The following is a 25868-nucleotide window of genomic DNA, read 5'->3' as shown; positions in this document are numbered from 1 at the left end:
CTTTATCCTAAATTGCGCTTCGCTACGAAGCCCTTATGATTCAGAAGGTTTACATGTTCGACGACAAGGTATTGATGATCACCGGTGGCACCGGTTCTTTCGGCCATACGGTCCTCAAGCGTTTTCTCAATACCGCTGTGCGCGAGATTCGCATCTTCAGTCGTGACGAGAAGAAGCAGGAAGACATGCGGATCGCCCTGGCCAATGACAAGGTCAAGTTCTACATCGGTGATGTTCGTGATCGCGATAGCCTCGATCAGGCGATGGTCGGTGTGGATTACATCTTCCACGCCGCAGCGCTGAAGCAGGTTCCCTCCTGCGAGTTCTATCCGATGGAAGCGGTGCGCACCAACGTACTGGGCACCGAGAACGTGCTGAACGCCGCCATCGCCAACGGTGTGCAGCGGGTTGTGGTGTTGAGCACTGACAAGGCCGTCTATCCGATCAACGCCATGGGCATCTCCAAGGCGATGTCGGAGAAATTGATGGTCGCCAAGTCCCGCATGATCCCGGCCAATGGCCCGGTCATTTGCGCGACCCGTTACGGCAACGTCATGGCCTCGCGCGGCTCGGTGATTCCGTTGTTCGTTGACCAGCTTCGCGCAGGCGGCGCGCTGACGGTGACCGACCCGACAATGACCCGCTTCCTGATGTCGCTTGAAGATTCGGTTGATCTGGTACTACATGCTTTCGAGCACGGCCAGCAAGGCGACCTGTTCGTCCAGAAAGCCCCGGCCTCGACAGTCGGCGACCTGGCCGAAGCGCTCAAGCAACTGTTCGGCAAGAAAAACGAGGTCAAGGTGATCGGTACTCGCCACGGCGAGAAACTCTACGAGTCGCTGGTGTCCCGTGAAGAAATGGCCAAGGCCGAGGACATGGGACGTTACTACCGGATTCCGGCAGACAACCGTGACCTGAACTACAACAAGTACTTCGTCGAGGGCGAGGAGCGTATCTCCGAGTTCGACGACTACACCTCGCACAATACGGAGCGTCTGGACGTACCGGGTATCAAGGAACTGCTGTTGAAACTCGATTACATCAAGGAGCAACTCGATGCTTAAGGTCATGACTCTGGTCGGCACGCGCCCCGAGCTGATCAAGATGAGCCGGGTCATCGCCGAACTGGACCGTCAGGTCAATCATGTCCTGGTGCACTCCGGGCAGAACTACGATTACGAACTCAACCAGGTGTTCTTCGACGATCTTGAGATCCGCAAGCCGGATCACTTTCTCGGTGCTGCCGGTGATACGGCCGCCAAGACCATCGCCGAAGTCATTGCCAAGTCCGATGAAATCTTCGAACTGGAAAAACCTGACGCGTTGCTGTTGTACGGCGACACCAATACCTGCCTGGCGGTGATCTCCGCCAAGCGTCGCAAGATCCCGGTGTTCCATATGGAAGCTGGCAACCGTTGCTTCGATCAGCGCGTGCCCGAGGAACTGAACCGCAAGGTGCTGGATCACCTCAGCGACATCAACATGGTGCTGACCGAGCACGCTCGCCGCTACCTGATCGCCGAGGGTATCCGCCCGGAAACGATCATCAAGACCGGCTCGCACATGCAGGAAGTCCTCGACTACTACATGCCGAAGATCGAGCAGTCCGATGTCCTGGAACGCAGTGGCCTGGAACAGGACAAGTTCTTCATCGTCAGCGCCCACCGTGAGGAAAACGTCGACACGCCGGATAACCTGCGCGATTTGCTGGATACCTTGCGCACCCTGGCCGATCACTACGGTTTCCCGGTGATCGTTTCGACTCACCCGCGTACGCGCAAGCGTCTGGAAGCCTTGGGTGAATCCCTGGACCATCCACTGATCAAGTTCGTCAAACCTTTCGGTCTGCTGGACTACATCAAGCTGCAAATGTCGGCGTTTTGTGTACTGTCCGACAGCGGCACCATCACTGAAGAAGCGTCCTTGCTGAACCTGCCTGCCGTGACCCTGCGCGCTGCCCACGAACGTCCCGAGGGGATGGATGAAGGCACGCTGATCATGAGCACCCTCAAGCGTGATTCGGTCATGGATGCGGTGCGCGTCATCACCAGCCAGCATTCCCGCGACCAGCGCAAAGTGCCTCTGGTGCCGGACTATCAGGGCGGCCCGGTTTCGTTGCAGGTGGTTCGCGTGGTCCTGAGTTACACCGACTACATCAATCGCACGGTGTGGAGCAAGGCTTGAGCCCACTATGATGCGAGTCCTTTTGACGGGGGCCAGCGGTTTTGTCGGGGCTGCGGTTCAGGCACATCTGCTGGATGACCCGCAATTTGCGGTGCGTTCGATTTATCGACGGCTACCGCAGCAATCGTCCCCTCGGCTGGAAGTGTGCCAGGTGTCCGGACTTGAACCGGACACCGACTGGCAGGCGCCGCTGAAGGGCGTTGACGTCGTAATCCATTGTGCTGCCCGTGTGCATGTCATGAACGAAAGCGAGGCCGATCCTTTGGCCGCCTTTCGTCGGGCGAATGTGCAGGGGACGCTGCGCCTGGCGGAGCAAGCCGCCCAGGCTGGCGTGCGGCGGTTCATCTTCCTGAGTTCGATCAAGGTCAACGGTGAAGGCACGCCGCCCGGTCGCCCTTACACGGCCGCTGATCAGCCGGCTCCGCAGGATCCCTACGGCGTTTCCAAACTGGAAGCCGAACAGGCCTTGCAGGCGCTGGCGGCGAAAACCGGGATGGAGGTGGTGATCATTCGGCCGGTGCTGGTCTATGGGCCCGGGGTGAAAGCCAATTTCCGCAGCATGATGAGCTGGCTCAATAAAGGCGTGCCGTTGCCGCTGGGTGCCATTACGAACAAGCGCAGTCTGGTGGCCCTGGACAATCTGGTCGACCTGATCGCGACCTGCATCCAGCATCGTGCCGCCGCCAACCAGGTTTTCCTGGTGAGCGACGACGAAGACTTGTCCACCAGCGATCTGTTGCGGCGCATGGCACAGGCTTTGGGCCGGCCGGCGCGATTGCTGCCGTTGCCGATGTGGCTATTGAGCGGCACCGCGCAATTGCTGGGGAAAAAAGCTTTGTCCCAGCGTCTTTGTGGATCGCTGCAAGTGGATATCGAGAAAACCAGGACATTGCTCGAATGGACCCCGGCGATCAGTGTGGACGGGGCGTTGGCAAAGACGGCGAAAGATTTTCTGGAGCAATGAGCGTGAGAGGGAGAGGGAGGTTGGCAATCCGGAAGTCGAACGAAGGGATATCGGGTAATGCGTGAGCGTTTATTGAATCTGCCGCGTAGCTACAAGCGCGTCCTGCAGCTGCTGGTTGACACTGTGCTGGTCTGGGTTGCGCTCTGGCTGGCATTTGTCGTGCGCCTGGGGATCCAGCGGCCGGTGAATCCTCTGGGGGATTACGCCTGGCTGTTTGCCGCTGCGCCGGTCATCGCAATCCCCATCTTTATCAACCTCGGCCTGTATCGCGCGGTGATGCGCTATTTCGGCAATGACGCCCTGCTCAGCATCTTCAAGGCTGTGACCCTGTCGTCGCTGCTGTTGACGGTGTACGTCTATTTGTACCGCCCTGATGTTCTGGTGCCACGTTCGCTGATCGTCAACTACTGGTGGCTGAGTCTGCTGATGGTCGGCGGCCTGCGCTTGTTCATGCGCCAGTATTTTCTCGGCGACTGGTTTCTCGCCGGTCAGCATATGCCTTTCCTGCGCCAGGACGACGGCTCCACCAAGGTCGCGATTTATGGTGGCGGTGCAGCAGGCAATCAGTTGGCTGCTGCGCTTCGCATGGAAAAAGCGATGCGTCCGGTCGCCTTTATCGATGATGACGCAGGCATCGCGAGTCGTGTGATCGCCGGGCTCAAGGTTTACTCGCCCGCAGATATCGAACGGCTGATCGAGGACACCGGCGCGACAGAGGTATTGCTGGCCATTCCCTCGGCGTCGCGCGCCCGGCGTCGTGAGATCCTGGCGATGCTTGAACCTTATCCATTGCACGTACGGACGATCCCGGGATTCATGGATCTGGCCAGTGGTCGGGTCAATGTCAGCGATCTGCAGGAAGTCGACATCATCGACCTGCTCGGACGCGACTCGGTCGCGGCGCAGCAGACCCTTTTCGAACGTTGCATCCGTCGTCAGGTGGTCATGGTGACCGGGGCCGGTGGCTCCATCGGTTCGGAACTTTGCCGGCAAATCCTCACCAGCAAGCCAACGGCACTGATCCTGTTTGAACACAGTGAATTCAATCTCTACAGCATTCAGATCGAGCTGGAGAAGCTGATCGAGCGCGAGGGGCTTGACCTTGAGCTGGTGCCCATCCTCGGTTCGGTTCGCAACAGCGAGCGAATGCTGGATGTGATGCGCACCTGGGGTGTGAACACGGTCTATCACGCCGCGGCCTACAAGCATGTGCCGATCGTCGAGCATAACGTTGCCGAAGGCGTGCTGAACAACGTCCTCGGGACCCTGCAGACCGCGCAGGCGGCCGTTCAAGCCGGGGTTGAACACTTTGTGCTGATCTCCACCGACAAGGCGGTGCGCCCGACCAATGTCATGGGGTGCACCAAACGGCTGGCGGAGATGACCCTGCAAGCCTTGAGTCGCGAGTCCAATCCTCTGCTGCTGGGCGAGCACTTCACGACGCCTTGCGCCAACACGACACGGTTCACCATGGTGCGCTTCGGCAATGTGTTGGGGTCGTCGGGTTCGGTGATTCCGCTGTTTCGCGAGCAGATCAAGAATGGCGGGCCGATTACCGTGACCCATCCAAACATGACCCGCTATTTCATGACCATCCCGGAGGCCGCGCAACTGGTGATCCAGGCAGGCTCGATGGGGCAAGGTGGTGACGTGTTCGTGCTCGACATGGGACAACCGGTGAAGATCGCCGACCTGGCGGAGAAAATGGTCCACTTGTCCGGCCTTTCCCTGCGCAGCGAAGAGCGGCCCAATGGGGACATCGCCATCGAGTTCACCGGGCTGCGTCGTGGCGAAAAACTGTATGAAGAGCTGCTGATCGGTGACAACGTGTCCCCGACCGAACACGCGATGATCATGCGCGCCGATGAGGAGCATCTTCCGTGGGAGGACTTCAAACAGGCGATTTCAGCCTTGTTGAAGGCTGTCACAGAGGATGACTACGTGCAGGTTCGCGAACTGTTGAGCGAAACGGTCAACGGTTACGTGCCCGAGTGTCAGATTGTCGACCTGATTCATCTGCGTCGACAGGTGTCAGAAAATTCCGGCGACGCATGACCAGGACGAATATCCTGATTGCATATCGCATTCTGGCGACATGAAAAAGCCGCGCTTTTCGAACGAAAAGCGCGGCTTTTTCATTGCGGTTCAATGTGGAGCAGGAGTTGAAGTGAGCCAGCTTCGATACTGGTCGAAAATCACCTGATGCCCGGCATCGTTTACATGAGCGTAATCGGAACGCAATTCTGGACGGCCTCTTGTAGGTGTGTAGGTGTCGATCACCTCCACCTTCATTTCCCTGGCAATCGCAGACACACTAGTCTGATATAGCTCGTAATCCTTAATTGCGGTGTCATTTTCCTTCACGATGATCGGTTCAATACCAGCATCCCGGATTGAGCCCACCAAGTGCCGCGTGTTGGCCTCAAATACCGGAACCGATATCAGGTGGTTGGCGTCATTCACCTGCAAAGGGATGAACACGACGTCCGGCTTTGGACTCAATTCCTGGATGATCAGCTCACTGCTTTCATGAGGCGGCACGCTACTCGACGGCAAGGAAATGCCCAGGTGGTCGTTGGTATCCCAACCGTCACCGCTGAGGTTGATCAGCTGGGACGCTGGGTTCTTCGACCTGAGGTAATCACGCAGCATCGCGGAGTGGCCGATTGAACCGTCAACGCGATGCTCCACTGCAAAGCCACGACTGTCGTTGTAGCGGGTATGAATCGCCTCGTAACCGGAGGCGTTGTAGCCCATGCCGATACTGTTCCCCAGCATCACCGCGATTACTGCCTCTCCGGCCTGAAACTTCTCCAAAAACAATTCCGCGTCCTCTTTGATAGAAGGGTACGAGCATACCTGCATTTAGGCGGGCTGAGCGGCCTTTAAGCGCTCAACGCGCGTTCCCCGTGCCACCCCACCGGGAGGCAGTGAGGTTATGGAGCGACTACCCAATAACCTCTTTAAGAAACAGAGGAAGTTGAAGTGGTCGCAATTGCATGATTACTTTATATCGCCATCAGGTTGTGACTTTATCCACATATCATTAATTAGTCGCGCTGGGGCTAATGCCGTATGCCCATTGCTGGGTATAAAATATTGATCATATCCGTAGTACTCATATAAACAGCTAGCGTCGTCTGCTTTTAGTAAGTCGACCCAAGCCCTCTCAGAAACTGCAGAAAAAACGAAAGGCTGCGCACTACAACTAGAGACAGGGTTGATTTTGATTAAATCAATCGATGCTCTCTGCACTTCGTTGATTGGGGATGACTCGCGAATAATATCTAATTTATTAATGAGCTCGCTATTTTTTCCATCGTAGATTCTTGCTTTTCCAAGTTGACTCATTTCTAAGAATGCACCAGCATTCAACCAGCCGGAAAGCAATAAGCTGAAAACGAAAAATGTATGCGGGATAGATTTTTTGAATAGCTGTTGTAATTTTAATGCTGTAAATCCTATGAGCGAAGGCAGCGAGACAAAAAAAGCAACGTTAGTGAAGTAGTATGCGGAGCCGCCGGGAATTCGATATAGAATAACAATTAAACTTCCAGCGCCTATGGCAGCAAAGGAATAGGCCGAAACCGGAGAGCGCAATAAAGCCCGGATGCCTGACTCTTGAATTGATCGTGCGATTACGATCCATGAAATTCCGAAATGTAATAACCAGAAACTTCCGATAGATAACATCGCCCCGAGCATCAGGGTTAGCTGGAAGTCTCCGCCTTCCACCAGTTTCTTGGTGAAATCAAGAAAAAAACCACCCATGTAAGAGTAAGAAATAAAATCAAAAGGAGATATATAAATAGAGCTAGATGATCCCTTGATTGCACTTAGTACCATCCAGGTTGCGCCAAAAGAAGCTAGAATTGCAGCGCTTGCATCTAAGTAGCGCCTGGTGCTGATAAATAATAAGCGAGTGATCCAAAGGCCTCCAAATATAATTCCAACAGTTGCCTTTGCTGAGCTAATCAATAAGGCTAGGATAAGTATTAATAGTAAGTCAGAAAAAGATAAGCTTTTTTTAAATAATAAGCCAAGTCCGAGACTAAATATCCCAAGTGCAACCAGATAAGATTCGGACACGAAAAATGAATCCCATAAAGCCCAAGGTGAAAATAGCCATGGCAATATAGATAATAATAGGGCTGTCAGTCCCCATGCTATGGGTAGTGATAGTCGCTCATTCCGATCAAGCATCGCACTTGAGGCTGTTACCGCGAATATTAATAGAGGTGAAAACAGAACAAATGGCGCTACGCCGTAAACTTCAAGTACGCTACAACCAGATAAAATGCTGATCGCAGCCATAAGAATATGCGAAAAAACGTGGTAGGGTATTTCTATCAGCCCATTTAATCCTGTCGATATCGAACCGTAATTTTTAAACATTGCTGCGATGCTTGCATGAAACAAAGTGTCTTGATGCAGCATCCCCGCATGGAGTCTAGGGATGATGTCAAAAGATGAATAGCTGCCATGAACTCCAAGGATAGTTGATACCCCTATCATCGCCATCAGTATCAAGGATGCCCAGTGCTCGCGATTAACACGAAGATGTTTTGTTGTGTAAAACAGTGCTGATATCATCATCCCGTAAATTATTAGCTTCACAGGCTGGCTGCCAGCATAGACTAGCCCTAATAACAACCCGTAGGTCGATACTAAGCCCCATATCAAGTTGGAAGTGATGCGCGAAATCGTATAAAAGACGAACATTACTCCAAGGCTAATCGCGGCAATCCGCCAAGAGTATGAGAGTACCTGCGTATTCATCAATAGGAGCGCGTTACCACCGATAAATACACCAATGGCAGTAAGTATCATATAAGCAAAAATCAGATCGCGCCTGCTTTCTGGAATTGCTAAAGTATCAACAAGTTTGCTGCCTGGTAATTGTTCTTGATTGTTTGGTTGCTGTGACTTCATTGTATTGATACTCGGCGGTTGCAGGAGCTTGGATATGGTCTGAGTAATCCAATGTGTTTCGGCTGTCGTCATCGGTAATTTTAAACCAGGAGCCGATCAAAATTTGGCAAAATTATACGTCCATTTCATGCGCTTTTGACGCTGCGAGCATCTCGTCTAAGCGCGTCTCTCCTATGACAGACACACGTTCCCTCGCTAGATAGTAAATGTCGATTCGTCATCTACAGGTTCGGCAGGGCAAACAGCGTCACCATCTGCGTAGTGTTCTCAAACAAGAGCCGGGAGCGTACCTTAGTATAATCGTATACGCTCACTAAACCTCGCATTCAAACGCTTAGCTGATCCCGGGTGCCGTGCTTTTTATCCCCTCCGAAGAAAGCTCGCCATGATGCGAGCCGTGCTAAGTGGAAAAGTGCATCAAGCTCTTACTTCGCGATTCTTAGCTTTTTTCGGGATAATCCTAGGTATGAATTACTTGCCCGAAAATTTTCCTGAGGATCCGTCTGCTCAAGCCAATACCCGGCAAACGTCAGTTGGAGATAGGAAAAACTGCCGCGACATGCTGTCGGCGGGAAATCAGCTAGCCGCTTGAGATCGTGCCGATGCAGATTCGGGATATCAAATACGTCCGCAGAGTCTATGGCTGCCGGGATTGCGAAGCTGCACCGGTCATCACAGAGCAGCGGGTTCAAGTGATTGAAAAGAGCACGTCCACCCTGTGTATCTTGATGATGCTGCCGACATCAAGTAGGACGATCAGTAGCCGCTTCACCGTTTCGAAAAAGTGCTGAGCCGACCTGGCGGCGTGTTGGTTGCATGTAATACCCACTTAAAGGGCTAGAGTTGGTGTCGCTTGGATTTAGGTACACGTCATGTCTTGACTTTGCGGGGCCGGGTGATGACTTGGCCGGACGAATACACTCAAACGTCAGACCTTTCCTCCAGGCGTGACAAAGCCCGCACTTGGCGGGCTTTATTGTTTTGCTTAGGCGCCGTCTTGGTCTTTCAAGTGCTCGAACAGACCTTTTGGCATTTTCTTGCCGTTGGCTTCGTAGTTGGCTTTCACGTTATCGAAGGCTTCCTGTTCATCGATGAAGCCGTCATGGTTGGTGTCGATCTTGTCGAAGTTTGACTTCGGCGCGACTTTCAGGAATTCAGCGCGGGACACCTTGCCGTCACCATCGGTGTCGGTCTTGGCCATCGACGCATCGCCACACTTGCCTTCGCCACATTTGCCTTCAGGGGTTTTCACCACTTGTTCGGCGGAGGCCAGCAGGTAGCCCTGGGTCAGGGGCTGTGAAGCGAAAACAGACCCGGTCAACATCATGCCGCCAGCGAGGACAGCGCCGAGCAAACCGATAGTGTTTTTGGTGGTACGGGACATTTCAAATCTCCTGGGTTGCACGACACAACCGTTCGATAAAGGACGCCACGTGAGTGCGGCGATAACCGGAGCGGGCTAAGTGCCTTGCTCGGATGTGGCCATTTAACGGTCGGGGTGTATCGCTACTGTGTCGCGTAAGGGGGGCGTTTGTAAGCGAAGGGGCAAAATCGAGGCGGAGATACAGTAAGACACAGATCTTCGGAGCGGAAACTTCTGCAGGGGCAAGCTTGCTCGCGATGGCATTGACAGCTGTGCTGTTGAATGACTGTATGCGAACGTCCAATGCCAGCCCCGGAACCAAGTGGGGAGTCGCAGAGATCCTGCTGGTACAAGACTCCTCACGAACGTCAGCATTACTAAAGCGTATGACAAGGGCGGCACGGGATCATGCTCCCCAGTTGCGGGCACGCCTGCAATCAATTAACCAACTAATTTTAGTTAGGGCGAGCCAGCAACCTATTATCTTCTAGACAATTCTTGCCTGTCGCTGCTGAATCCTGAATTGTTATTTTTTTGCTACCAATAGAAGGGAGCCTCCCACGGGGAGTCGCACACCAAGCTTCATTATTAGCATCTCAAACCGCATCACCAACTCAAGAGTCTTGTTGATGAATGAAGGGATGTGAAACTCAGTCATGGGGTCGTAATCGCCCTGAGATGGGCGAGCTCTAGATAGCCACATCAAGGGAACTAACAAGCTTACAAAAGATGAAGTGTATTTTACCGAAAGCCCTGCGGACTCAACCTTCTGTATGAGTTCCGTTTGTGTGTAACGCCGAACGTGACAAGCGAATTCATCTACTTCCGACCATAACCATTTATGCTGTGGGACTGTAATCAGTAAAGTTCCCTTCGGCTTCAATGCGCGTGCCAGGTTGTCGAGAGCAAGCTGGTCTTGTTCAATATGTTCTATAACGTCAAAGGCTCCAATGACATCATACTGAGCCTCATCTTTCATTACTGTTGCGTCTATTTGGAGGAAGGTCGCATTGGGTATTCTTTTTCGAGCATGTACTAGACCCTCTTCAAAATATTCGGAGCCATAAAGACTTGAGTGGGGATAGGCTTTACTAACACCTTCTAGAACATATGCTGTTCCGCAGCCCACTTCAAGAAAGCGATCAAACTGACCGACGTGTTTTTTTAACGCCCACAGAATTACCCTGTTTCTGGCGCGAAACCACCAGTGTTTATCCTCTTCCGCTGCGAGAAGCTCAAACGATTCAGCTGGGAATGGTTGCCGAGTAGACGTCATCCTTGGTTATACCTGTAATGGATGCAATTGAACGTGGTGAACCGTGGCCACCGAATGTGGTCTGGTATAGCTTAAATACCTGAAAATGATAAATTTTGCCAGTGATGAAGTTTGGCTCTGACCCCGTAGATGCACCTATCGGACTCGAGAGGGGCGCAGATCGTGCGTGTGGCGGTGTCAGTGTGATTCAGCCGCGTCGGAAGCCAGCGAACCTGGCGTGCAGTTTTCCGGCGTGGGGCCCGGCATCTGCTGCGCTTCTATTGCGAAGGGGGGACAATTGGCCACTTGGTAGGTAGGTGTATGGCAACAACCCGGACGATTTGCAGCCTCAATACATGTATCGAAGCATCGCTGTGTCGCCTGAGAACCAGTGCTGCCAACGTTGACTGGATGCCGTGCAGCGCGCAAGATCTAGGCCTTTACCCGCGTTGCTGCCGGTAAGCGCAGCAAGTATGAGCACCTTGATTTGAAGGTTCAAGGTTCGAGATGAAAGCGAACTATAGGTACCAGGAATCGAATACGAGTTTTGTCTGCTCAGTTCCGGAGAGTAGACCTACATGACTGCAGGAGCAAAGGTGTATCTCGAATGAAAAAGGTCGCAATTTTACAGTCCAACTACATACCGTGGAAAGGGTACTTTGATCTCATTGCAGCAGTTGATGAATTTATTCTGTATGACGACATGCAATATACGCGGCGAGACTGGCGCAATAGAAATCAAATAAAAACTCCGCAAGGGTTGAAGTGGTTGACCGTGCCGGTTGAAGTTAAAGGTAAGTATTATCAAGCAATTAGGGAAACTCAGATAGCAGGAGATAAATGGGCGGCTGAACATATTAAGGCCATAGCTCTTAATTACTCAAAAGCACCTTTCTTTGATGAGGTGATGGAGTGGTTAAATCCTCTCTATAGTCATAACGTTCCTGGCGATTTATCCTCCCTTAATCGCATATTGATTACAGCGGTTTGCAAGTATCTTGAGATTGAAACCAAAATAAGCTGTTCCTCTGATTATAAGTTGCTGGATGGAAAAACTGAGCGTTTAGTTGGGCTCTGTGCTCAGGCGGGCGCTTCTGAGTATATTTCCGGACCGTCGGCGAAAGACTACATTGAGCCAGTGTTTTTTTCGGATGCTAATGTCACTTTGACCTGGTTCGATTACAGTGGGTATCCCGAATATCCTCAGTTGTGGGGAGGGTTTGAACACGGGGTGACTATTTTGGATCTTTTGATGAATTGTGGCAGGTCGGCGAACAAGTCGATGAGGTTTGTTAAGTGAAATTATCCATTGTCGCGACCCTATATAAGTCTGCTGAATATATAGAGGAATTTTGTACCCGGGCCGGTACTGCTGCGAAGGAATTAGTTGGTGACGACTACGAAATAATTTTGGTGAATGACGGTTCGCCAGATGAAAGTTTAAGTTTAGCGAAAAAAATTGCCGATCAAAATTACCATATTTGTGTTGTCGATTTGTCGAAGAATTTTGGCCACCACAAGGCGATGATGACGGGGTTGCAACAGGCAACAGGTGACCGAGTTTTTCTTCTTGATAGTGATCTGGAGGAGGAGCCTGAGTGGCTTAATCTGTTCGCCGAATATATGACGAAGCACCAATGTGATGTGGTTTATGGTGTGCAGGGGGCCAGAAAAGGGGGGTGGGCCGAGCGAGTGAGTGGCTCACTCTTTTACCGGGCATTTCGATTGCTGACAGGAATCTCGCAGCCCGACAATATAGTCACCGCTCGTCTGATGACAAATCAATATGTCACGGAATTATTAAGACACGAAGAAAGAGAATTGAACATTGGAGGGCTCTGGTTGCTCACAGGTTTCGATCAACGCTCACTATTGATCGTGAAAAAAGCTACAAGCCCGACTACTTACTCGCTGCGCGCTAAGCTGAGCCATCTGGTTAATGCCGTTACTTCTTTTAGCAGCTTACCGCTAGTGTTCACATTCTATGTGGGCGGAATTGTATCGCTGACAGCGCTGATATTTATTGCCTATCTGATAGTTCGATATTTTTTAGGTACCGCCCCTCCGATGGGTTATACATCGATTGTGGCCTCTATCTGGCTATTCTCCGGTCTTATAATATTTTTCATGGGTGTTCAAGGGATTTATATTTCAAAAATATTTACAGAGGTGAAGCGTCGGCCCTACACGATTATTCGCTCGATTTACCGTATCGAACGTGAGGACTCTTCCAAATGATTAATTCTGGTCTACCGTTGAATGCATATGGCGTACTAGATGCTTTTAAAACTGCATCGTCGCAGAGCCCCGCCGTTGAGCAGCTGCGTACCGTCGGTTATGCGGTTATTGATTCCGGTTATACCTCAGGTGAAGTTGTTGATATAGGCGAGAGATTTGAGCGAATTTCTGAAAACTATATCCACGAATATGGACGGTCTGCGCTTGAGTCGATCAATGAAATCGACACCATTCGAGCAATTTTGGCGCAGGGCGATGAGATTTTTTTAAGTATAGCAATGAACACAAGGCTCAAGTCCGTAGTTGAAGAGCTTATAATAGGTAAATTTATACTAAATCAGCAAAATGGAATTATTAATCCTCCGCAAAAAAAATATAGTCAATCAGCGTGGCACCGTGATCTACCCTACCAGCATTTTGTATCATCAAGGCCGTTGGCAATAAATGCCCTGTATTGTATTGATGATTTCACGACAGAAAATGGTGGTACGTATGTTTTACCTGCGTCGCACAAAATAGAGCAGTTTCCTAGCGAAGATTATATTCGTCGAAATGCTATTCAGGTCTCGGCTAAAGCCGGTTCTTTTATAGTATTGGATTGCATGTTGTTTCACTGCGGTGGATTCAATAATACCCCATCACCTCGGCGCGCTGTAAATCATCTTTTTACAGTGCCTTATATCAAGCAGCAAATTAATTTGTCTGAAGCGATGGCCGAAATCCCTTTGAGCGCTGAACAAAAGTCTTTTCTCGGTTTTGATTATCAGATACCACCCTCTGTAAGCAGTTACTTAAATAGTAGAAAATAACATATCGATTGTATTTGTTTTAGAAAATCAAGGAGAAATTTTATGAATAGTTTGATCTACTGTTGCCCTGCTACAAAGAGTCCGCTTAAGAAAGAAGGCCAGGCTTTTGTAACTGAATCAGGTGTATCCTACGGGATTTTGTCATCTGCTGCTGGAAACGACATCCCCGTGTTCATATCCGAGGATCAACTGGCAGGTGGAGATGTAATATCCAGTGCAATGTATACAAAAGACGATGCTGAAGAGTCCTATGACAATTTTTTGAGTTGGTTGTTTTCGACGTTTGAGCAGAATGAACAAGAGTTTAGGCTAGATCTTATTGGCCGCCTTGGTATCAACCCTGACCACAAAGTATTAGTAACCGGATGTGGGCTTGGTGATGATTTAAAGTACCTGTACCCGATACTTCGCGAAAAGGGCGAGTTATACGCTCAAGATTTATCTGGTTTGATGGTTGCCGCTGCGTCGAGGCGTATGGCCGAAATATATCCAGATAGTAAAAATTTGCACCTTTCTGTATCAAATGCTTCTGCACTGCCTTTCCCCGATGGATACTTTGATGCCGCCTACCATTTCGGTGGGATCAATCTGTTCTCTGACATACCGTCAGCTATTGCTGAAATGGCGAGGGTTACCAAAGTCGGGGGGAGAGTATTGATAGGTGATGAAGGCGTGGCTCCCTGGCTAAAAGATAAAGAATTTGGAAAAATTGCGATTCGCAATAATGCCTTATGGGCTTCAGATGCACCTCTGCAATATGTTCCTGAATATTCAAAAGATGTAAAACTTTCTTGGGTTTTAGGTAACTGCTTTTACATTGTTGATTTTACCGTTTCAGACAGACTCCCATTCATGAATATTGATTTAGTTCATAAGGGAGCTCGCGGCGGTTCCATGCGGACACGTTATTTTGGGCAGCTAGAGGGCGTGGATCCCGAGTTGAAGCGTCGTGTGCAAGAAGCAAGTGCCCGCACCGGCAAGAGCGCAAGCCAATGGGTAGAAGATGCACTACGCCTGCAGTTAGATATCAGCAAATGAAGTTGACTGACCCCAAGACAATGACTGAGGACGCCGCAGTGGAAGAAAAAGATATCTTGACTGAAGTGTCTGATTACTACAGTCAGAAACTCGCTCAACATGGACAGACTGCGAAGGGTGTGGACTGGAATGGCGCCGAAAGCCAGACCCTTAGATTTCAACAGCTGTGCAAGGTAATTCAGGAGCCGACATTTTCTATTACCGATTTGGGCTGTGGCTATGGTGCGTTACTTGAATATCTTGACAGCAGTTATGACGACGTTTCGTATTTGGGTGTAGATATATCGGAAACGATGATCGAATCTGCCAACGCGCGTTTCAGCACTAGAGAAAAAACAGAATTCCTCGTATCTAGCCGCCCCTATCAAGTCGCCGATTATTGCGTGGCAAGCGGCATATTCAATGTGAAACTGGAACGCTCGGAGGAAGAGTGGGCTAGCTATCTGCTTAGCACGCTGGATGTACTGGATAAGTCGAGTGAAAAAGGTTTTGCATTTAATTGTTTGACCAGTTATTCGGATGAGCCTCTCAAGCGCCAGAACCTCTACTATGCGGATCCGTGCTGGCTGTTTGACGTGTGTAAGCGTAAGTACTCTCGTAATGTGACACTGCTGCATGATTACAACTTATACGAGTTTACGATCTTGGTGAGGAAAGCTATATGAAAAAGAAACTGGTGATATTTGGGGGCGGGCAAATTGCTCAGTTGGCCCATTTTTACTTTTCAACCGACTCTAGCTATGACGTCGTGGCCTTTACCGTCGATCCTGAGTTTCTGACTGAGTCAACGCTGTTTGGTCTGCCGGTTGTTTCCTTCGACGATGTGGCTGACCTCTACCCTGCATCTGAGCACGAGATGTTTGTAGCTTTGAGCTATTCCAAGCAAAATTCAAATCGTGCGGAAAAATTTGCAGCGGCAAAAGCGCTCGGCTACATGCTTGCAACGTACATCAGTACAAAAGCAACTTATTTAAGTTCCGTTCCTCCTGGTCAGAATTGTTTTATTCTGGAAGATAACACCATTCAACCATTCGTAACCATCGGTGATAATGTCACGATTTGGAGTGGTAATCATATTGGTCATCATAGTGTAATAAGTAACCACTGTTTCATCGCTTCGCATGTTGTAATTTCAGGAGGCGTTAACGTTGGTGAATATTGTTTTATCGGCGTTAATGCAACGTTGAGAGATCACATTACTATTGGTGAGCGTTGCGTTCTTGGTGCGGGTACTTTGATTTTAGCGAATGCGGAGGCAGGTGGTGTATACATTGGAACTGCTTCGGTAAGATCAAAAATTCCAAGTTCTCGGCTGAAAAACCTATGAATGCAGAGTGGCAAAAGCTTGGACTTCTTTACTGTCCTGGCTCGGAAAATCGGCATCCTAAGCTGCTGACTCATGCAGCCAATCCGTTGCCGATTCATATGGTCGGTGATGTTTACCGGATATTCTATTGTGGTAGGGACAATGAAAATCGGTCTTCTGTGGGTGCTGTTGATATAGATATTGTTAAACACGAGGTAGTTGAAGAGCATTACGCGCCTTTCTTCGTGCATGGCCCCGCAGGCAGTTTTCATGCTGACGGTGTAAGTATCGGGAACTGTTACAAAAGCGCTGGGCTCACTTTTATGACGTTCATGGGGTGGCAGTCTCCGCGTCAAGGACATTGGCGCGGGGATATTGGGCGTATTGAAGTTCGCGATCTGACTTTAGTTTCCGGTACCGAGCAATTATTAATGGGGATGGATCAGGAAGACCCCATCAGTCTTGCATATCCTTGGGTTGCTCCTCGGGAATGCGGTGGTTTTGAGATGTGGTATCCATCTGTAGTTTCTTGGGAAGCGGGAAATGGTGAAATGCTCGCAGTCGTCAAGCATGCGACATCTATTGATGGAAAAAGTTGGTCCAGGCACGGTTCGGTGGTCCCTTATGCGCTAGGGACTGCTCAAGCGTTTTCACGACCAAGTGTATTAGATTTGGGCAGAAGTGGTCTTCATATGTGGTTTTCTTATCGCGCTGGAACAGGCCAATCATATCGAATTGGGCATGCAGTCGGTTCGGCCGATGGCCAGTGGGAATTAGCGCTTGATAGGCTTTCCATAGATGTGTCTGAGGCTGGTTGGGATAGTGAGATGGTGGAATATCCATTTGTCTTTGAACACGGCGAACAGATCTACATGCTTTATAATGGAAACGGTTACGGTAAGACAGGTTTCGGTTTGGCAGTATTGAGAGATGATTGAGCTAATAAGTAAGTGCTGGGATCGGGAACTAATCAGGCAGTTTATTAGATATGTGGTTGTAGGGTTGGTCATCAATAGCGCTGGGTTTGTTGTTTATCTATTTTTAACTTGGCTTGGTCTAAATCCAATCCTGACGATGAGCTGTCTTTACTGTGTTGCCGTAACGCTAAGTTTTTTTGGTTCAAAAAAACTTATATTTAATCATCAGGGTTCACACGGCTCGGCTGCACTACGCTACGTTCTTGCGCATTTAGGGGGTTATGGCATAAACTTAAGTTTGCTAGTGTTTTTTCATGATCATCTGGCGTGGCCTCATCAATGGGTTCAAGCGGGAGCCACGGTGGTAGTGGCAGTTTATTTGTTCGTTGTATTTAAGTTGTTCGTATTTCGTGTTAAGCCATGATTGGGCTAGATGAGGCTGAAGGTTTTAAATTTATTAATCAATCGGGCCTCAGTGTTTCTTGGAGCTTGCTGAATATAATTTATAGCTGAGAAAACTATAATGAGCGAAGAAAAAATCGAATTCAATCGTCCGTACATGACGGGTAAAGAGCTGTATTATATTGCTGAAGCGAAATTCGGAAATATGCTAGCGGGCGATGGTCCATTCACAAAGCGTTGCCATCGCTGGATTGAGGAAACAGCTAATGTTAAAACTGCATTGCTGACCCATTCCTGTACGGCCGCTTTGGAAATGGCTGCGTTATTGTTGGATATTCAGCCCGGCGATGAAGTTATCATGCCTTCCTTCACTTTCGTATCGACAGCTAATGCGTTTGTGTTGCGAGGGGCCGTGCCAGTTTTTGTCGACGTGCGTTCAGATACACTCAACCTCGATGAGAGTTTGGTGGAGGCAGCGATTACGCCGCGAACCAAAGCAATTATCCCCGTGCATTATGCTGGCGTCGCCTGCGAGATGGATAGTTTGTTGTCCATCGCTAAACGTCATGGTTTGATGGTCGTAGAGGACGCCGCTCAAGGAGTAATGGCAACGTATAAGGGGCGTATGCTCGGAAGTATTGGCGATTTGGGTGCATATAGCTTCCATGAAACCAAGAATGTCATTTCTGGTGAGGGCGGGGCGTTACTAGTTAACGATCAGGATTTGAGCGCACGCGCTGAAGTTATTCGTGAGAAGGGCACCGATCGAAGCCGTTTTTTTCGTGGACAAGTAGACAAATACACTTGGCAAGAAGTGGGGTCTTCATTTTTGCCCGGTGAGCTGACAGCTGCTTTTTTATGGGCGCAACTGGAACAGGCGAGCATGATCACGGACCTCCGCTTAACGGCGTGGAGTTTCTATCATGATAGTTTGGAAACTCTCGAGGGTGAAGGTTTAATCAGACGACCTATTGTTCCGAAAGAGTGCGGGCATAATGCTCATATGTATTATATTCTGCTGCATCCTGATATCGATCGACAGGCAGTGATTGAAAGCTTAAAAAGTCATTCTATATCAGCAGTATTCCATTATGTGCCTTTGCATTCATCTCCGGGTGGGTTGAAGTATGGGCGTGCGCACGGAAGTATGGATGTTACAAATGATGTTGCATCTCGTATTATACGTTTGCCGTTGTGGGTCAATATAAGCAATGAGCAGCAAAGTCGAGTTGTGCAGGTTTTGTCCGATTCGATTAAGCTTCAAAATAATAGTTTCTAGAGCTATTAAGCCCCAGTCGCCTTCGCTGGGGTTTTTAATACGTAGTTGGTGGCGGTTGGTTTAACGATAAGAATACCGCACATTCTGCAATGTGCTTCTTTGTATTTTTTCATGCATGTCTAAATGGCTAAGTATGCAGTCTTTCATACCCCGACTCCTAAATAGTAATTCTCTTCTTTAAGAGTCGAGGTCGATTTAACTCAATTTCAATCCACGTTAGATGGTATCAATGGAGCTTGAGTCGAGGCTCGGTCCCGCGACCAATCTTGCTACCCAGCATCAGCATCGCCGTGCGGAACGCGCCATACAGCGCCATCTGGTGCATGCGGTACAGCGACACATAAAACATCCGCGCCAGCCAGCCTTCGAGCATCACGCTGCCGGTCAGGTTGCCCATCAAGTTACCCACAGCCGAAAAACGCGACAGCGAAATCAGCGAGCCGTAGTCGGTGTACTTGTACACAGGCAGCGGTTTGTTTTCGATCCGCAGCTTCAGCGATTTGGCCAGCAACGACGCCTGCTGATGCGCCGCCTGGGCGCGCGGCGGCACATTGCGGTCGGTGCCCGGTTGTGGGCAGGCCGCGCAGTCACCGAAGGCGAAGATGTTTTCGTCGCGGGTGGTTTGCAGGGTCGGCAACACTTGCAGCTGGTTGATCCGGTTGGTTTCCAGGCCGTCGATGTCCTTGAGGAAACCCGGTGCGCGAATCCCGGCGGCCCAGACCTTGAGGCTGGCGTTGATCACTTTGCCATCGGCGGTGATCAGGCTGTCGGCGGTGACTTCACTGACCGCGGCATTGGTCATGACATTGACCCCGAGTTTCTCCAGGGTTTTATGCACAGGCCCGCCGATACGCTCCGGCAAGGCTGGCAGCACCCGTGGACCGGCTTCGATCAGGGTGATGTGCATGTTCTCCGGTTTGATCCGGTCCAGACCGTAGGCCGCCAGCTCGTGCGCGGCGTTGTGCAGCTCGGCGGCCAGCTCGACGCCGGTAGCGCCGGCGCCGACGATCGCGACGCTGATCTGTTGCACCACATCCGTTTGCCCGGCGTGAGCGCGCAGGTAGTGGTTGAGCAGTTGCTGATGGAAACGCTCGGCCTGTTTGCGGGTGTCGAGGAACAGGCAGTGCTGCGCCGCGCCCTGGGTGCCGAAATCGTTGGTGGTGCTGCCGACGGCGATCACCAGCGTGTCGTAAGGCACTTCACGCGCTGGCACCAGTTCCAGGCCGGCTTCGTCATAGGTGGCGGCCAGCTGGATTTTCTTCTGCGCGCGATCGAGCCCGCTCATGCGCCCCAGCTGGAACTCGAAGTGGTTCCATTTCGCTTGGGCGACATAGTTGAGTTCGTCTTCGGAAGAGTTCAGGGAGCCGGCTGCCACTTCGTGCAACAGCGGTTTCCAGATGTGGGTCAGGTTCGCGTCGACCAGCATCACACTGGCCGTGCCGCGCTTGCCCAGAGTCTTACCCAGACGGGTAGCCAACTCCAGACCGCCGGCGCCGCCGCCAACGATGACAATACGATGAGTCATGGGGATATCTCGCAAGGCTAAAAGAAATCGGTGCGATTACCCGAGCGAGCGCGATGCAGCTCATAGCGTCAGGTAACTGATAAATCGGCTCAACAGGCCCAGGCCAATGGTCACTGCCAACACCACCACCAGGAGCATCCACGGCCTGAAAGGCCGGCGCTCGACTCGGTGCTGGGACAGGTGCAGGTACTCTTCGACATGCTTCTGGTCGTCGGGGTTCAGGCGGCTGGTCATATCGGGCCTCGTCGGGGGTAGACGTTGCTGAATGTGTAGAAGCTACATGCGGGTTTCTTCGCAAAACGTCAGCCCGCGTTGAACGGAGCATAGCCGCTCGCCGGAACGGGTTCGACGCTGACGGTATCGTCCAGGCGAATGATTCCACTTTGTAACACCCGGGCGGTGATTCCGCCATGTCCGCGAACGGCCTGAAAGGTCCCCGGGCCGAGGTTGTTTTGCAGGCGCGCGCAAGGCTGGCACCAACCGGTGGTTTCGAAAATGGCCTGGCCAATCCTGAAGCGTCGGCCCTTGAGACTGAACAGGTTGATGCCGCTGACGACGATGTTGCGCCGCAAATCTTCCGGGGAGACCGGCCGGCCCATCAGCGAACTGATCACGGCCAGATGCTCCCATTGAATCAGCGTCACCTGACGCGCGTTGCGTACACCGGGGCGGGCGCGATCACCGGTCAGGCCGGCTTCAAGGCGCGCTTCCACGGCGTCGAGTTCGATCATCGGCACGTGGGGTTCCGGCCGCACGCCGATCCAGCGAACGCGACCTTGTTGCGGCACTTCGGCAATCAATTCGTGCAATGGGCTCACAGACTGATCCCGACATCGAACACGATGCTGCGCCCCAGGTTGCTACGCAGGAAGTCCGGCGCATCCGGATGGGCGAACAGCACGCGGGCGAAGGTCGGGCCGACCAGCGACAACGAGCGCCAGCCCTGGCGCAGGTATTCGGTGGGCGGCGGAAAATGGCTGTTGAGGTCGAGGACTTCGCGCTTGAGGCTGGCGAAGGCAATGATGTCCAGCTCGCCCAGGTCCATGCCGCGTTCTTTGTAGTTGTGGGCTTTCTTGCGCAAGGTGGGTGCGAGTCTCAGCAGGAATTCATTGGCGGGGATGCGTTTCGGCTTGGCCTCGCGGCGCACCAGCGAACTCAGGGAAAACGCACTGCGCCGCCGCTGCAGCTCATCGCGCCATTCATCATTGAGACGCCGGCCTTCGTCGAGCACGAAAAACACTTCGAAATTGGCGTCACGAAACAGCACGTCCGGCGGCTCGCCGGCGGGGGCGAACTCGTCGGCGCGGTAGGGAATGTTCAAGCCTTGCAACAGGCGCTGGCACACCCAACGCTCACGCTCCCATTTGCGGGCATTGGAGAGGAACGCGTTGGCTTGCTCGGCCGCAATGGTCAGCAGGCGTAAATAATCTGAGTCATCCATAGGCCCAAGCTTAGCGTTCAAATGCGTTCGCAAAGAAGACAGTTTGTCGGAGAGGAGTAAATGCTTCCGATATAGCCGATCTGTCTCTTCAACGCGCGTGTTCCCCAACAAAATCCAGATAGTTGCGCGATTTACTGTAGGAGCCGGCTTGCCGGTGATAGCGCCCGTGAAATCGCCATCGCCAGCAAGCTGGCTCCTACAGTTGATCGCGTAATGGCGAGGATCAATATTCGCTGAGGATTGCCATTGCCGCACTTCAGCTAAAGACAGAGCAAGCAGGGGTGTAGACTGCCCCGAACCGGCAAAGAAAAAGGAGCCCACCCAGCCATGATCGGCGCCGAACTGCTGTCCCCGGAATCCCTCACCGTTGGCTGGCTGATCTACGTCCCGGTCCTGATATGGGCCATTGTCCGCGCGCCATGGGTCGAACTGTTCAGCGACAGCCGCCGCCAGCATCTGCTATTCGGCACCGTATTCGCACTGTTCATGCTCTGGCTGGTCCGCCGCGACTTCGACACCGGCGTGTCCTATCACTTCATCGGCCTCACGGCAGTGACCCTGCTGCTGGATTGGCCATTGGCAATTGTCGGTGGCCTGGTCGCGCAAGCAGGTCTGGTCTTGCTCGGGCGTCAGGACCTCGTCGCGGTCGGGGTCAACGGTGCGCTGTTTATCCTGCTGCCTGTGCTGGTCACCGAATGCTGCGCGATCCTCGTGGAGCGCGCGCAACCGCGAAATCCCTTTGTGTATATCTTCGTTTCAGGCTTCTTCGCCGCAGCGCTGTCTGCATTGTTATGCCTGCTGCTGGCCCTCTGGCTGCTGTGGTTCGACGAACTGTTCGCCATGCCCTATTGGCTGGAAGACTTCATCGGTTATCTGTGGCTGATCCTTTTTCCAGAAGCGTTCATCAACGGCATGATCGTCAGCGCACTCGTGGTGTTCTGCCCGGAATGGCTGGAGACCTTCAACCGCACACGCTACCTTTCGGCGCCATGGAAGGACGACGATCCGAAATCTTGATCCACATCAAACCCACACGATCGCGACGAATCCATGCTCCGCAAAACCTTCAGGAGCATCGATATGAGTGTCTACGAATGGGCAAGGCAGGAGTTGCGCCACAGTCTGGATGCAGCGCAAGAGGTGGGGTTTGATCCGGGGTTGAGCCTGCGCGCCCTGCTCAGTGCGGTGGTGCAGCAGAGCAAGGCGGTGCGCAGTGTCGAGGACCTGGCCGACGAGTTGCAGTTTCTCGCCGAGAACCTCGATGACGGTCAGGATTACGGCTTCATGCGGCCCTGACTTTGCGCATCAGTGACGCGGTTCGAAGTCTTCGCTGAACAGTTCGTCCTCGGCATCCGGGCTGACCGGAATCTTGTGCTCTTCCGACGCCCAGGCGCCCAGGTCGATCAGTTTGCAGCGATCCGAACAGAACGGCCGGAACGTGCTTTCCGGGGTCCATTCGACAGGGGCGCCGCAGGTTGGGCATTCGACGGTTGGGATCTGGCTCATGACTGGCCTCCACGCAAAGTAAGGTAAAAATGATGCAGGCGTTCGACCTCGCTGTGCAGCCAGGCGAGGTCGCGGTCGTTGACTACCACATCGTCGGCATGGCTCACGCGATCTTCACGGCTGGACTGGGCCTTGAGGATCGCCTGGACCTGTTGTTCGCTGGTCTGGTCACGCTGCAGGGTGCGTTCGATCTGTAGCTGTTCGGGCGCATCGATCACCAGCACTCGCTGGGTCATGGCGTACTGCCCGGACTCGATCAGCAGCGGCGAAACCAGAATCGCGTAAGGCGATTGTGCCTTGCCCAGGTGCTCGGTGATTTCCCTGGCGATCAGCGGATGCAGCAGCGCTTCGAGCCAAAGGCGTTCTTCCGGCACTTCGAAAATCAGTTTGCGCAACGCCGCGCGGTCCAGTTGACCGTCGGCCTGCAACACACCGGGGCCGAAATGTTCGGCAATCTGTGCCAGCGCCGGGCGGCCCGGTTCCACGACCCAGCGCGCCGCATGATCGGCATCGACCAGGTGCACGCCCAGGTCGATGAAGTGTTGGGCGGCCGCGCTTTTACCGCTGCCGATGCCGCCGGTCAGGCCGAGAATCCAGGGTTTTTCCACAGGGGTATTCATTTCAAACCGACAAACTGCCAATAGAAGTCGGTTATTTGACCACCCCAGAGCAAGGCAATCCAGCCGGCAATTGCCAGATAAGGGCCGAAAGGGATGGGCGTCGAGGTTTTTGCGTCGCGTACCCGCAGCAAAATCAGACCGATCACGGCGCCGACCAGCGACGACAACAGGATGGTCAACGGCAAAATCTGCCAGCCACCCCAGGCCCCCAGCAGGGCCAGCAGCTTGAAGTCGCCGTGACCCATGCCGTCCTTGCCGGTGATCAGCTTGAACAGCCAGAACACCGACCACAGCGCCATATAGCCGGCTATTGCGCCCCAGAGTGCCTCATGCAAAGGCACGAACAAGTCGAAACTGTTGACGATCAACCCCAGCCACATCAGTGGCAACACCAGTACATCCGGCAACAGTTGATGCTCGGCGTCGATCAGGCTCATGGCCAACAGGCCCCAGCTCAGCACCAGCACCATCGCCGCCGACCAGCCGAAACCGAAATGCCAGGCGATAAACGCCGACAGCAAGCCGCAGGCGAGTTCGGTCAACGGGTAGCGTTTGCTGATCGGCGCTGCGCAGCTTGAACAGCGTCCTCGCAAACACGCGTAACTGAGCAGCGGGATATTTTCCCAGGCACGGATCCGGTGCCCGCAGTGCGGACACTGGGAGTGGGGCAGCATCAGGTTGTAGGTTGGCTGCGGTGTTTCGCCGGGCAAGCCGAGAATTTCACAGGCTTGCAGGCGCCACTCGCGGGCAAGCATTTTCGGCAGGCGCCAGATCACCACGTTGAGGAAACTGCCGACCAGCAAACCGAGCACCAGGGCAAGGGCGACGAAGGCCAGCGGGTAGGCTGTCAGGATTTCATTCAGGGGCATATCAGATCGCTGAGCCGAGTTGGAAGATGGGCAGGTACATCGCAACCACCAGGCCGCCGACGATAACACCCAGCACCACCATGATGAACGGCTCCATCAGGCTGGTGAGGTTGTCGACCATGTTGTCGACCTCGGCCTCATAGAAACTCGCGACCTTGTCGAGCATGTCGTCCAGCGCGCCAGACTCTTCGCCGATGGCCGTCATCTGGATCGCCATGTTCGGGAAAATGCCGGAGCTGCGCATGGAGAAATTGAGCTGCATCCCCGTCGACACATCCTGCTTGATGCGCAGTACCGCACGCTTGAACACAACGTTACCGGTCGCGCCGGCCACCGATTCAAGCGCTTCCACCAGTGGCACGCCGGCGGCGAAGGTGGTCGACAGCGTGCGGGCGTAACGGGCCACGGAAGACTTGTACATCAAGGTGCCAACCAGCGGCAGTTTCAGCAGCCAGGTGTCCGTCCAGTCGCGGAAACCCTGGGATCTCTTGAAGGCGCGACGCACACCGAAGATCGCCGCAATCAGCGCGCCGAGAATCAGCCACCACCACTCCTGCAGGAATTTCGACAGGCCGATGACCATCACGGTGAACGCCGGCAACTCGGCACCGAACCCCTTGAACACCGATTCGAACTGCGGCACGACCTTGATCAGCAGAATGCCGGTGACGATGATCGCGACAAACACCACGGCCATCGGATAGGTCATGGCTTTCTTGATCTTGGCCTTGAGGCTTTCGCTCTTCTCCTTGTAGGTCGCGACCCGCTCCAGCAGCGTGTCCAACGCACCGGCCTGTTCGCCGGCGTCCACCAGGTTGCAATAGAGCTCATCAAAATACTGCGGTTTTTTGCGCAGGGCGGCGGCGAAGCTGTTACCCGCCGCGACTTCCTGTTTCACCTCGTCCACCAGCTTGCGCATGGCCGGGTTATCGAAGCCTTCGCCGATGATGTCGAACGACTGCAACAAGGGCACGCCAGCTCTCATCATGGTCGCCATCTGCCGGGTGAACAGGGCGATGTCCTGGGCCTTGATGCGTTGACCGAAGCTGAGAATCGAGGCGGTTTTTTTGCGCACCTTGCCGGGGTTGATGCCTTGTTTGCGCAATTGCGCCTTGATCAACGCCGGGTTCTGACCGCTGAGCTCGCCGGTCATTTTCGTGCCTTTCCTGTCGGTGCCTTCCCAGGCATACACGCTGATTTTTGCTGCTTTGACCGCCATG

The 25868-nt window shown here is 52.6% G+C and carries 27 protein-coding genes and 1 pseudogene; 16 read left to right on the top strand and 12 right to left on the bottom strand.

Features of this window, described 5'->3' with window-relative positions; all coding sequences use genetic code 11:
* Positions 1–53 precede the first annotated feature (53 nt).
* Genes ACF6ZU_RS08335 through ACF6ZU_RS08320 form a run of 4 tightly spaced genes read left to right on the top strand, consistent with a single transcriptional unit; the run spans position 54 to position 5203 of the window.
* Positions 54–1064, top strand: a complete 1011-nt coding sequence (locus ACF6ZU_RS08335; RefSeq protein WP_392893748.1) for a polysaccharide biosynthesis protein — start codon at positions 54–56, stop codon at positions 1062–1064.
* Complete coding sequence (wecB, locus tag ACF6ZU_RS08330) at positions 1057–2184, top strand: non-hydrolyzing UDP-N-acetylglucosamine 2-epimerase (RefSeq protein WP_392891471.1); 1128 nt, start codon at positions 1057–1059, stop codon at positions 2182–2184. The genes ACF6ZU_RS08335 and wecB overlap by 8 nt, the downstream gene beginning before the upstream one ends.
* Before the next feature lie 7 nt (positions 2185–2191).
* Complete coding sequence (locus ACF6ZU_RS08325; protein ID WP_392891469.1) at positions 2192–3148, top strand: UDP-glucose 4-epimerase family protein; 957 nt, start codon at positions 2192–2194, stop codon at positions 3146–3148.
* Positions 3149–3205: 57 nt separating this feature from the next.
* Positions 3206–5203 carry a polysaccharide biosynthesis protein gene (locus ACF6ZU_RS08320; RefSeq protein ID WP_392891468.1) on the top strand — a complete coding sequence of 666 codons (1998 nt, stop codon included), beginning with the start codon at positions 3206–3208 and terminating at the stop codon, positions 5201–5203.
* A gap of 90 nt (positions 5204–5293) precedes the next feature.
* Here ACF6ZU_RS08320 and ACF6ZU_RS08315 read toward each other — a convergent pair whose 3' ends face one another.
* Positions 5294–5965 carry an SGNH/GDSL hydrolase family protein gene (locus ACF6ZU_RS08315; protein WP_392891466.1) on the bottom strand — a complete coding sequence of 224 codons (672 nt, stop codon included), beginning with the start codon at positions 5963–5965 and terminating at the stop codon, positions 5294–5296.
* 186 nt (positions 5966–6151) lie between these two features.
* The gene (locus ACF6ZU_RS08310) at positions 6152–8152 is read right to left on the bottom strand and encodes a hypothetical protein (protein ID WP_392891465.1); all 2001 of its coding nucleotides are present in this window, start codon (positions 8150–8152) and stop codon (positions 6152–6154) included.
* 515 nt (positions 8153–8667) lie between these two features.
* On the opposite strand from ACF6ZU_RS08310, the pseudogene ACF6ZU_RS08305 reads away from it, so the two are divergent.
* A pseudogene (locus ACF6ZU_RS08305) lies at positions 8668–8882 on the top strand (IS66 family transposase); the annotation flags it as partial.
* A gap of 183 nt (positions 8883–9065) precedes the next feature.
* On the opposite strand, the gene ACF6ZU_RS08300 reads toward ACF6ZU_RS08305, so the two are convergent.
* Together ACF6ZU_RS08300 and ACF6ZU_RS08295 are read right to left on the bottom strand one after the other, a co-directional pair.
* Entirely contained in the window at positions 9066–9464 is a 399-nt protein-coding gene (locus ACF6ZU_RS08300; RefSeq protein WP_150654468.1) for an EF-hand domain-containing protein, read from the bottom strand.
* A 505-nt stretch (positions 9465–9969) separates the two neighbouring features.
* Positions 9970–10719 carry a class I SAM-dependent methyltransferase gene (locus ACF6ZU_RS08295; protein ID WP_392891463.1) on the bottom strand — a complete coding sequence of 250 codons (750 nt, stop codon included), beginning with the start codon at positions 10717–10719 and terminating at the stop codon, positions 9970–9972.
* Between the two features lie 586 nt (positions 10720–11305).
* Between ACF6ZU_RS08295 and ACF6ZU_RS08290 the strand changes: the two genes are divergently transcribed.
* From ACF6ZU_RS08290 to rffA, 9 genes are all read left to right on the top strand, one after another.
* Positions 11306–11998, top strand: coding sequence for a WbqC family protein (locus ACF6ZU_RS08290; RefSeq protein ID WP_392891461.1), 693 nt, complete (start codon positions 11306–11308; stop codon positions 11996–11998).
* Complete coding sequence (locus ACF6ZU_RS08285) at positions 11995–12936, top strand: glycosyltransferase family 2 protein (RefSeq protein ID WP_392891459.1); 942 nt, start codon at positions 11995–11997, stop codon at positions 12934–12936. The genes ACF6ZU_RS08290 and ACF6ZU_RS08285 overlap by 4 nt, the downstream gene beginning before the upstream one ends.
* A complete protein-coding gene (locus ACF6ZU_RS08280; RefSeq protein WP_392891457.1) occupies positions 12933–13745 on the top strand; it encodes a phytanoyl-CoA dioxygenase family protein in 813 nt (270 codons plus the stop codon). Before ACF6ZU_RS08285 ends, ACF6ZU_RS08280 begins: the two co-directional genes overlap by 4 nt.
* Before the next feature lie 42 nt (positions 13746–13787).
* Positions 13788–14783 (top strand): class I SAM-dependent methyltransferase, encoded by a 996-nt coding sequence (locus tag ACF6ZU_RS08275; protein ID WP_392891455.1) that lies wholly within the window; start codon positions 13788–13790, stop codon positions 14781–14783.
* The gene (locus ACF6ZU_RS08270; protein WP_392891453.1) at positions 14780–15448 is read left to right on the top strand and encodes a class I SAM-dependent methyltransferase; all 669 of its coding nucleotides are present in this window, start codon (positions 14780–14782) and stop codon (positions 15446–15448) included. Before ACF6ZU_RS08275 ends, ACF6ZU_RS08270 begins: the two co-directional genes overlap by 4 nt.
* Positions 15445–16110: an acetyltransferase gene (locus tag ACF6ZU_RS08265; protein ID WP_392891451.1), complete on the top strand. Its 666-nt coding sequence runs from the start codon at positions 15445–15447 to the stop codon at positions 16108–16110. The genes ACF6ZU_RS08270 and ACF6ZU_RS08265 overlap by 4 nt, the downstream gene beginning before the upstream one ends.
* The gene (locus ACF6ZU_RS08260; RefSeq protein ID WP_392891449.1) at positions 16107–17027 is read left to right on the top strand and encodes a hypothetical protein; all 921 of its coding nucleotides are present in this window, start codon (positions 16107–16109) and stop codon (positions 17025–17027) included. The genes ACF6ZU_RS08265 and ACF6ZU_RS08260 overlap by 4 nt, the downstream gene beginning before the upstream one ends.
* Positions 17020–17430, top strand: a complete 411-nt coding sequence (locus ACF6ZU_RS08255) for a GtrA family protein (RefSeq protein ID WP_392891447.1) — start codon at positions 17020–17022, stop codon at positions 17428–17430. The genes ACF6ZU_RS08260 and ACF6ZU_RS08255 overlap by 8 nt, the downstream gene beginning before the upstream one ends.
* Before the next feature lie 99 nt (positions 17431–17529).
* Complete coding sequence (gene rffA / locus ACF6ZU_RS08250; RefSeq protein ID WP_392891445.1) at positions 17530–18687, top strand: dTDP-4-amino-4,6-dideoxygalactose transaminase; 1158 nt, start codon at positions 17530–17532, stop codon at positions 18685–18687.
* A gap of 226 nt (positions 18688–18913) precedes the next feature.
* On the opposite strand, the gene ACF6ZU_RS08245 is transcribed toward rffA, so the two are convergent.
* The 4 genes from ACF6ZU_RS08245 to ACF6ZU_RS08230 form a co-directional block, all read right to left on the bottom strand.
* Positions 18914–20212 (bottom strand): NAD(P)/FAD-dependent oxidoreductase, encoded by a 1299-nt coding sequence (locus ACF6ZU_RS08245; protein ID WP_392891444.1) that lies wholly within the window; start codon positions 20210–20212, stop codon positions 18914–18916.
* Between the two features lie 60 nt (positions 20213–20272).
* The gene (locus tag ACF6ZU_RS08240; protein ID WP_008028730.1) at positions 20273–20446 is read right to left on the bottom strand and encodes a DUF3094 domain-containing protein; all 174 of its coding nucleotides are present in this window, start codon (positions 20444–20446) and stop codon (positions 20273–20275) included.
* A gap of 68 nt (positions 20447–20514) precedes the next feature.
* Complete coding sequence (locus ACF6ZU_RS08235) at positions 20515–21030, bottom strand: MOSC domain-containing protein (RefSeq protein WP_392891442.1); 516 nt, start codon at positions 21028–21030, stop codon at positions 20515–20517.
* Complete coding sequence (locus ACF6ZU_RS08230) at positions 21027–21653, bottom strand: DUF1780 domain-containing protein (RefSeq protein WP_392891440.1); 627 nt, start codon at positions 21651–21653, stop codon at positions 21027–21029. Before ACF6ZU_RS08230 ends, ACF6ZU_RS08235 begins: the two co-directional genes overlap by 4 nt.
* Before the next feature lie 327 nt (positions 21654–21980).
* Between ACF6ZU_RS08230 and ACF6ZU_RS08225 the strand changes: the two genes are divergently transcribed.
* Both ACF6ZU_RS08225 and ACF6ZU_RS08220 read left to right on the top strand, forming a co-directional pair.
* Positions 21981–22670: an energy-coupling factor ABC transporter permease gene (locus ACF6ZU_RS08225; protein ID WP_392891439.1), complete on the top strand. Its 690-nt coding sequence runs from the start codon at positions 21981–21983 to the stop codon at positions 22668–22670.
* Between the two features lie 63 nt (positions 22671–22733).
* The gene (locus ACF6ZU_RS08220; protein ID WP_008033212.1) at positions 22734–22949 is read left to right on the top strand and encodes a hypothetical protein; all 216 of its coding nucleotides are present in this window, start codon (positions 22734–22736) and stop codon (positions 22947–22949) included.
* Between the two features lie 9 nt (positions 22950–22958).
* Here ACF6ZU_RS08220 and yacG read toward each other — a convergent pair whose 3' ends face one another.
* From yacG to ACF6ZU_RS08200, 4 genes are read right to left on the bottom strand one after another with little or no spacing between them, the layout of a single operon-like run.
* Positions 22959–23159 carry a DNA gyrase inhibitor YacG gene (yacG, locus tag ACF6ZU_RS08215; RefSeq protein ID WP_392891436.1) on the bottom strand — a complete coding sequence of 67 codons (201 nt, stop codon included), beginning with the start codon at positions 23157–23159 and terminating at the stop codon, positions 22959–22961.
* Positions 23156–23779 (bottom strand): dephospho-CoA kinase, encoded by a 624-nt coding sequence (gene coaE / locus ACF6ZU_RS08210; RefSeq protein ID WP_392891435.1) that lies wholly within the window; start codon positions 23777–23779, stop codon positions 23156–23158. Before coaE ends, yacG begins: the two co-directional genes overlap by 4 nt.
* Entirely contained in the window at positions 23776–24648 is an 873-nt protein-coding gene (locus ACF6ZU_RS08205) for a prepilin peptidase (RefSeq protein WP_392891434.1), read from the bottom strand. Before ACF6ZU_RS08205 ends, coaE begins: the two co-directional genes overlap by 4 nt.
* 1 nt (position 24649) lies before the next feature.
* The gene (locus ACF6ZU_RS08200) at positions 24650–25867 is read right to left on the bottom strand and encodes a type II secretion system F family protein (protein WP_392891433.1); all 1218 of its coding nucleotides are present in this window, start codon (positions 25865–25867) and stop codon (positions 24650–24652) included.
* Position 25868 lies beyond the last annotated feature (1 nt).

This window comes from Pseudomonas migulae (assembly GCF_043225285.1).
Classification (GTDB): Bacteria; Pseudomonadota; Gammaproteobacteria; order Pseudomonadales; family Pseudomonadaceae; genus Aquipseudomonas; species Aquipseudomonas migulae_C.
This window is presented reverse-complemented; position numbering and strand designations above follow the sequence as displayed.

Excerpts from the sequence above, each read along its gene's own strand:
- ACF6ZU_RS08335 (WP_392893748.1), top strand. The coding sequence starts at position 54 with ATGTTCGACGACAAGGTATTGATGATCACCGGTGGCACCGGTTCTTTC.
- wecB (WP_392891471.1), top strand. The coding sequence starts at position 1,057 with ATGCTTAAGGTCATGACTCTGGTCGGCACGCGCCCCGAGCTGATCAAG.
- ACF6ZU_RS08325 (WP_392891469.1), top strand. The coding sequence starts at position 2,192 with ATGATGCGAGTCCTTTTGACGGGGGCCAGCGGTTTTGTCGGGGCTGCG.
- ACF6ZU_RS08320 (WP_392891468.1), top strand. The coding sequence starts at position 3,206 with ATGCGTGAGCGTTTATTGAATCTGCCGCGTAGCTACAAGCGCGTCCTG.
- ACF6ZU_RS08310 (WP_392891465.1), bottom strand. The coding sequence starts at position 8,152 with ATGACGACAGCCGAAACACATTGGATTACTCAGACCATATCCAAGCTC.
- ACF6ZU_RS08300 (WP_150654468.1), bottom strand. The coding sequence starts at position 9,464 with ATGTCCCGTACCACCAAAAACACTATCGGTTTGCTCGGCGCTGTCCTC.
- ACF6ZU_RS08295 (WP_392891463.1), bottom strand. The coding sequence starts at position 10,719 with ATGACGTCTACTCGGCAACCATTCCCAGCTGAATCGTTTGAGCTTCTC.
- ACF6ZU_RS08290 (WP_392891461.1), top strand. The coding sequence starts at position 11,306 with ATGAAAAAGGTCGCAATTTTACAGTCCAACTACATACCGTGGAAAGGG.
- ACF6ZU_RS08280 (WP_392891457.1), top strand. The coding sequence starts at position 12,933 with ATGATTAATTCTGGTCTACCGTTGAATGCATATGGCGTACTAGATGCT.
- ACF6ZU_RS08275 (WP_392891455.1), top strand. The coding sequence starts at position 13,788 with ATGAATAGTTTGATCTACTGTTGCCCTGCTACAAAGAGTCCGCTTAAG.
- ACF6ZU_RS08270 (WP_392891453.1), top strand. The coding sequence starts at position 14,780 with ATGAAGTTGACTGACCCCAAGACAATGACTGAGGACGCCGCAGTGGAA.
- ACF6ZU_RS08265 (WP_392891451.1), top strand. The coding sequence starts at position 15,445 with ATGAAAAAGAAACTGGTGATATTTGGGGGCGGGCAAATTGCTCAGTTG.
- ACF6ZU_RS08260 (WP_392891449.1), top strand. The coding sequence starts at position 16,107 with ATGAATGCAGAGTGGCAAAAGCTTGGACTTCTTTACTGTCCTGGCTCG.
- ACF6ZU_RS08255 (WP_392891447.1), top strand. The coding sequence starts at position 17,020 with ATGATTGAGCTAATAAGTAAGTGCTGGGATCGGGAACTAATCAGGCAG.
- rffA (WP_392891445.1), top strand. The coding sequence starts at position 17,530 with ATGAGCGAAGAAAAAATCGAATTCAATCGTCCGTACATGACGGGTAAA.
- ACF6ZU_RS08245 (WP_392891444.1), bottom strand. The coding sequence starts at position 20,212 with ATGACTCATCGTATTGTCATCGTTGGCGGCGGCGCCGGCGGTCTGGAG.
- ACF6ZU_RS08240 (WP_008028730.1), bottom strand. The coding sequence starts at position 20,446 with ATGACCAGCCGCCTGAACCCCGACGACCAGAAGCATGTCGAAGAGTAC.
- ACF6ZU_RS08230 (WP_392891440.1), bottom strand. The coding sequence starts at position 21,653 with ATGGATGACTCAGATTATTTACGCCTGCTGACCATTGCGGCCGAGCAA.
- ACF6ZU_RS08225 (WP_392891439.1), top strand. The coding sequence starts at position 21,981 with ATGATCGGCGCCGAACTGCTGTCCCCGGAATCCCTCACCGTTGGCTGG.
- ACF6ZU_RS08220 (WP_008033212.1), top strand. The coding sequence starts at position 22,734 with ATGAGTGTCTACGAATGGGCAAGGCAGGAGTTGCGCCACAGTCTGGAT.
- yacG (WP_392891436.1), bottom strand. The coding sequence starts at position 23,159 with ATGAGCCAGATCCCAACCGTCGAATGCCCAACCTGCGGCGCCCCTGTC.
- coaE (WP_392891435.1), bottom strand. The coding sequence starts at position 23,779 with ATGAATACCCCTGTGGAAAAACCCTGGATTCTCGGCCTGACCGGCGGC.
- ACF6ZU_RS08205 (WP_392891434.1), bottom strand. The coding sequence starts at position 24,648 with ATGCCCCTGAATGAAATCCTGACAGCCTACCCGCTGGCCTTCGTCGCC.
- ACF6ZU_RS08200 (WP_392891433.1), bottom strand. The coding sequence starts at position 25,867 with ATGGCGGTCAAAGCAGCAAAAATCAGCGTGTATGCCTGGGAAGGCACC.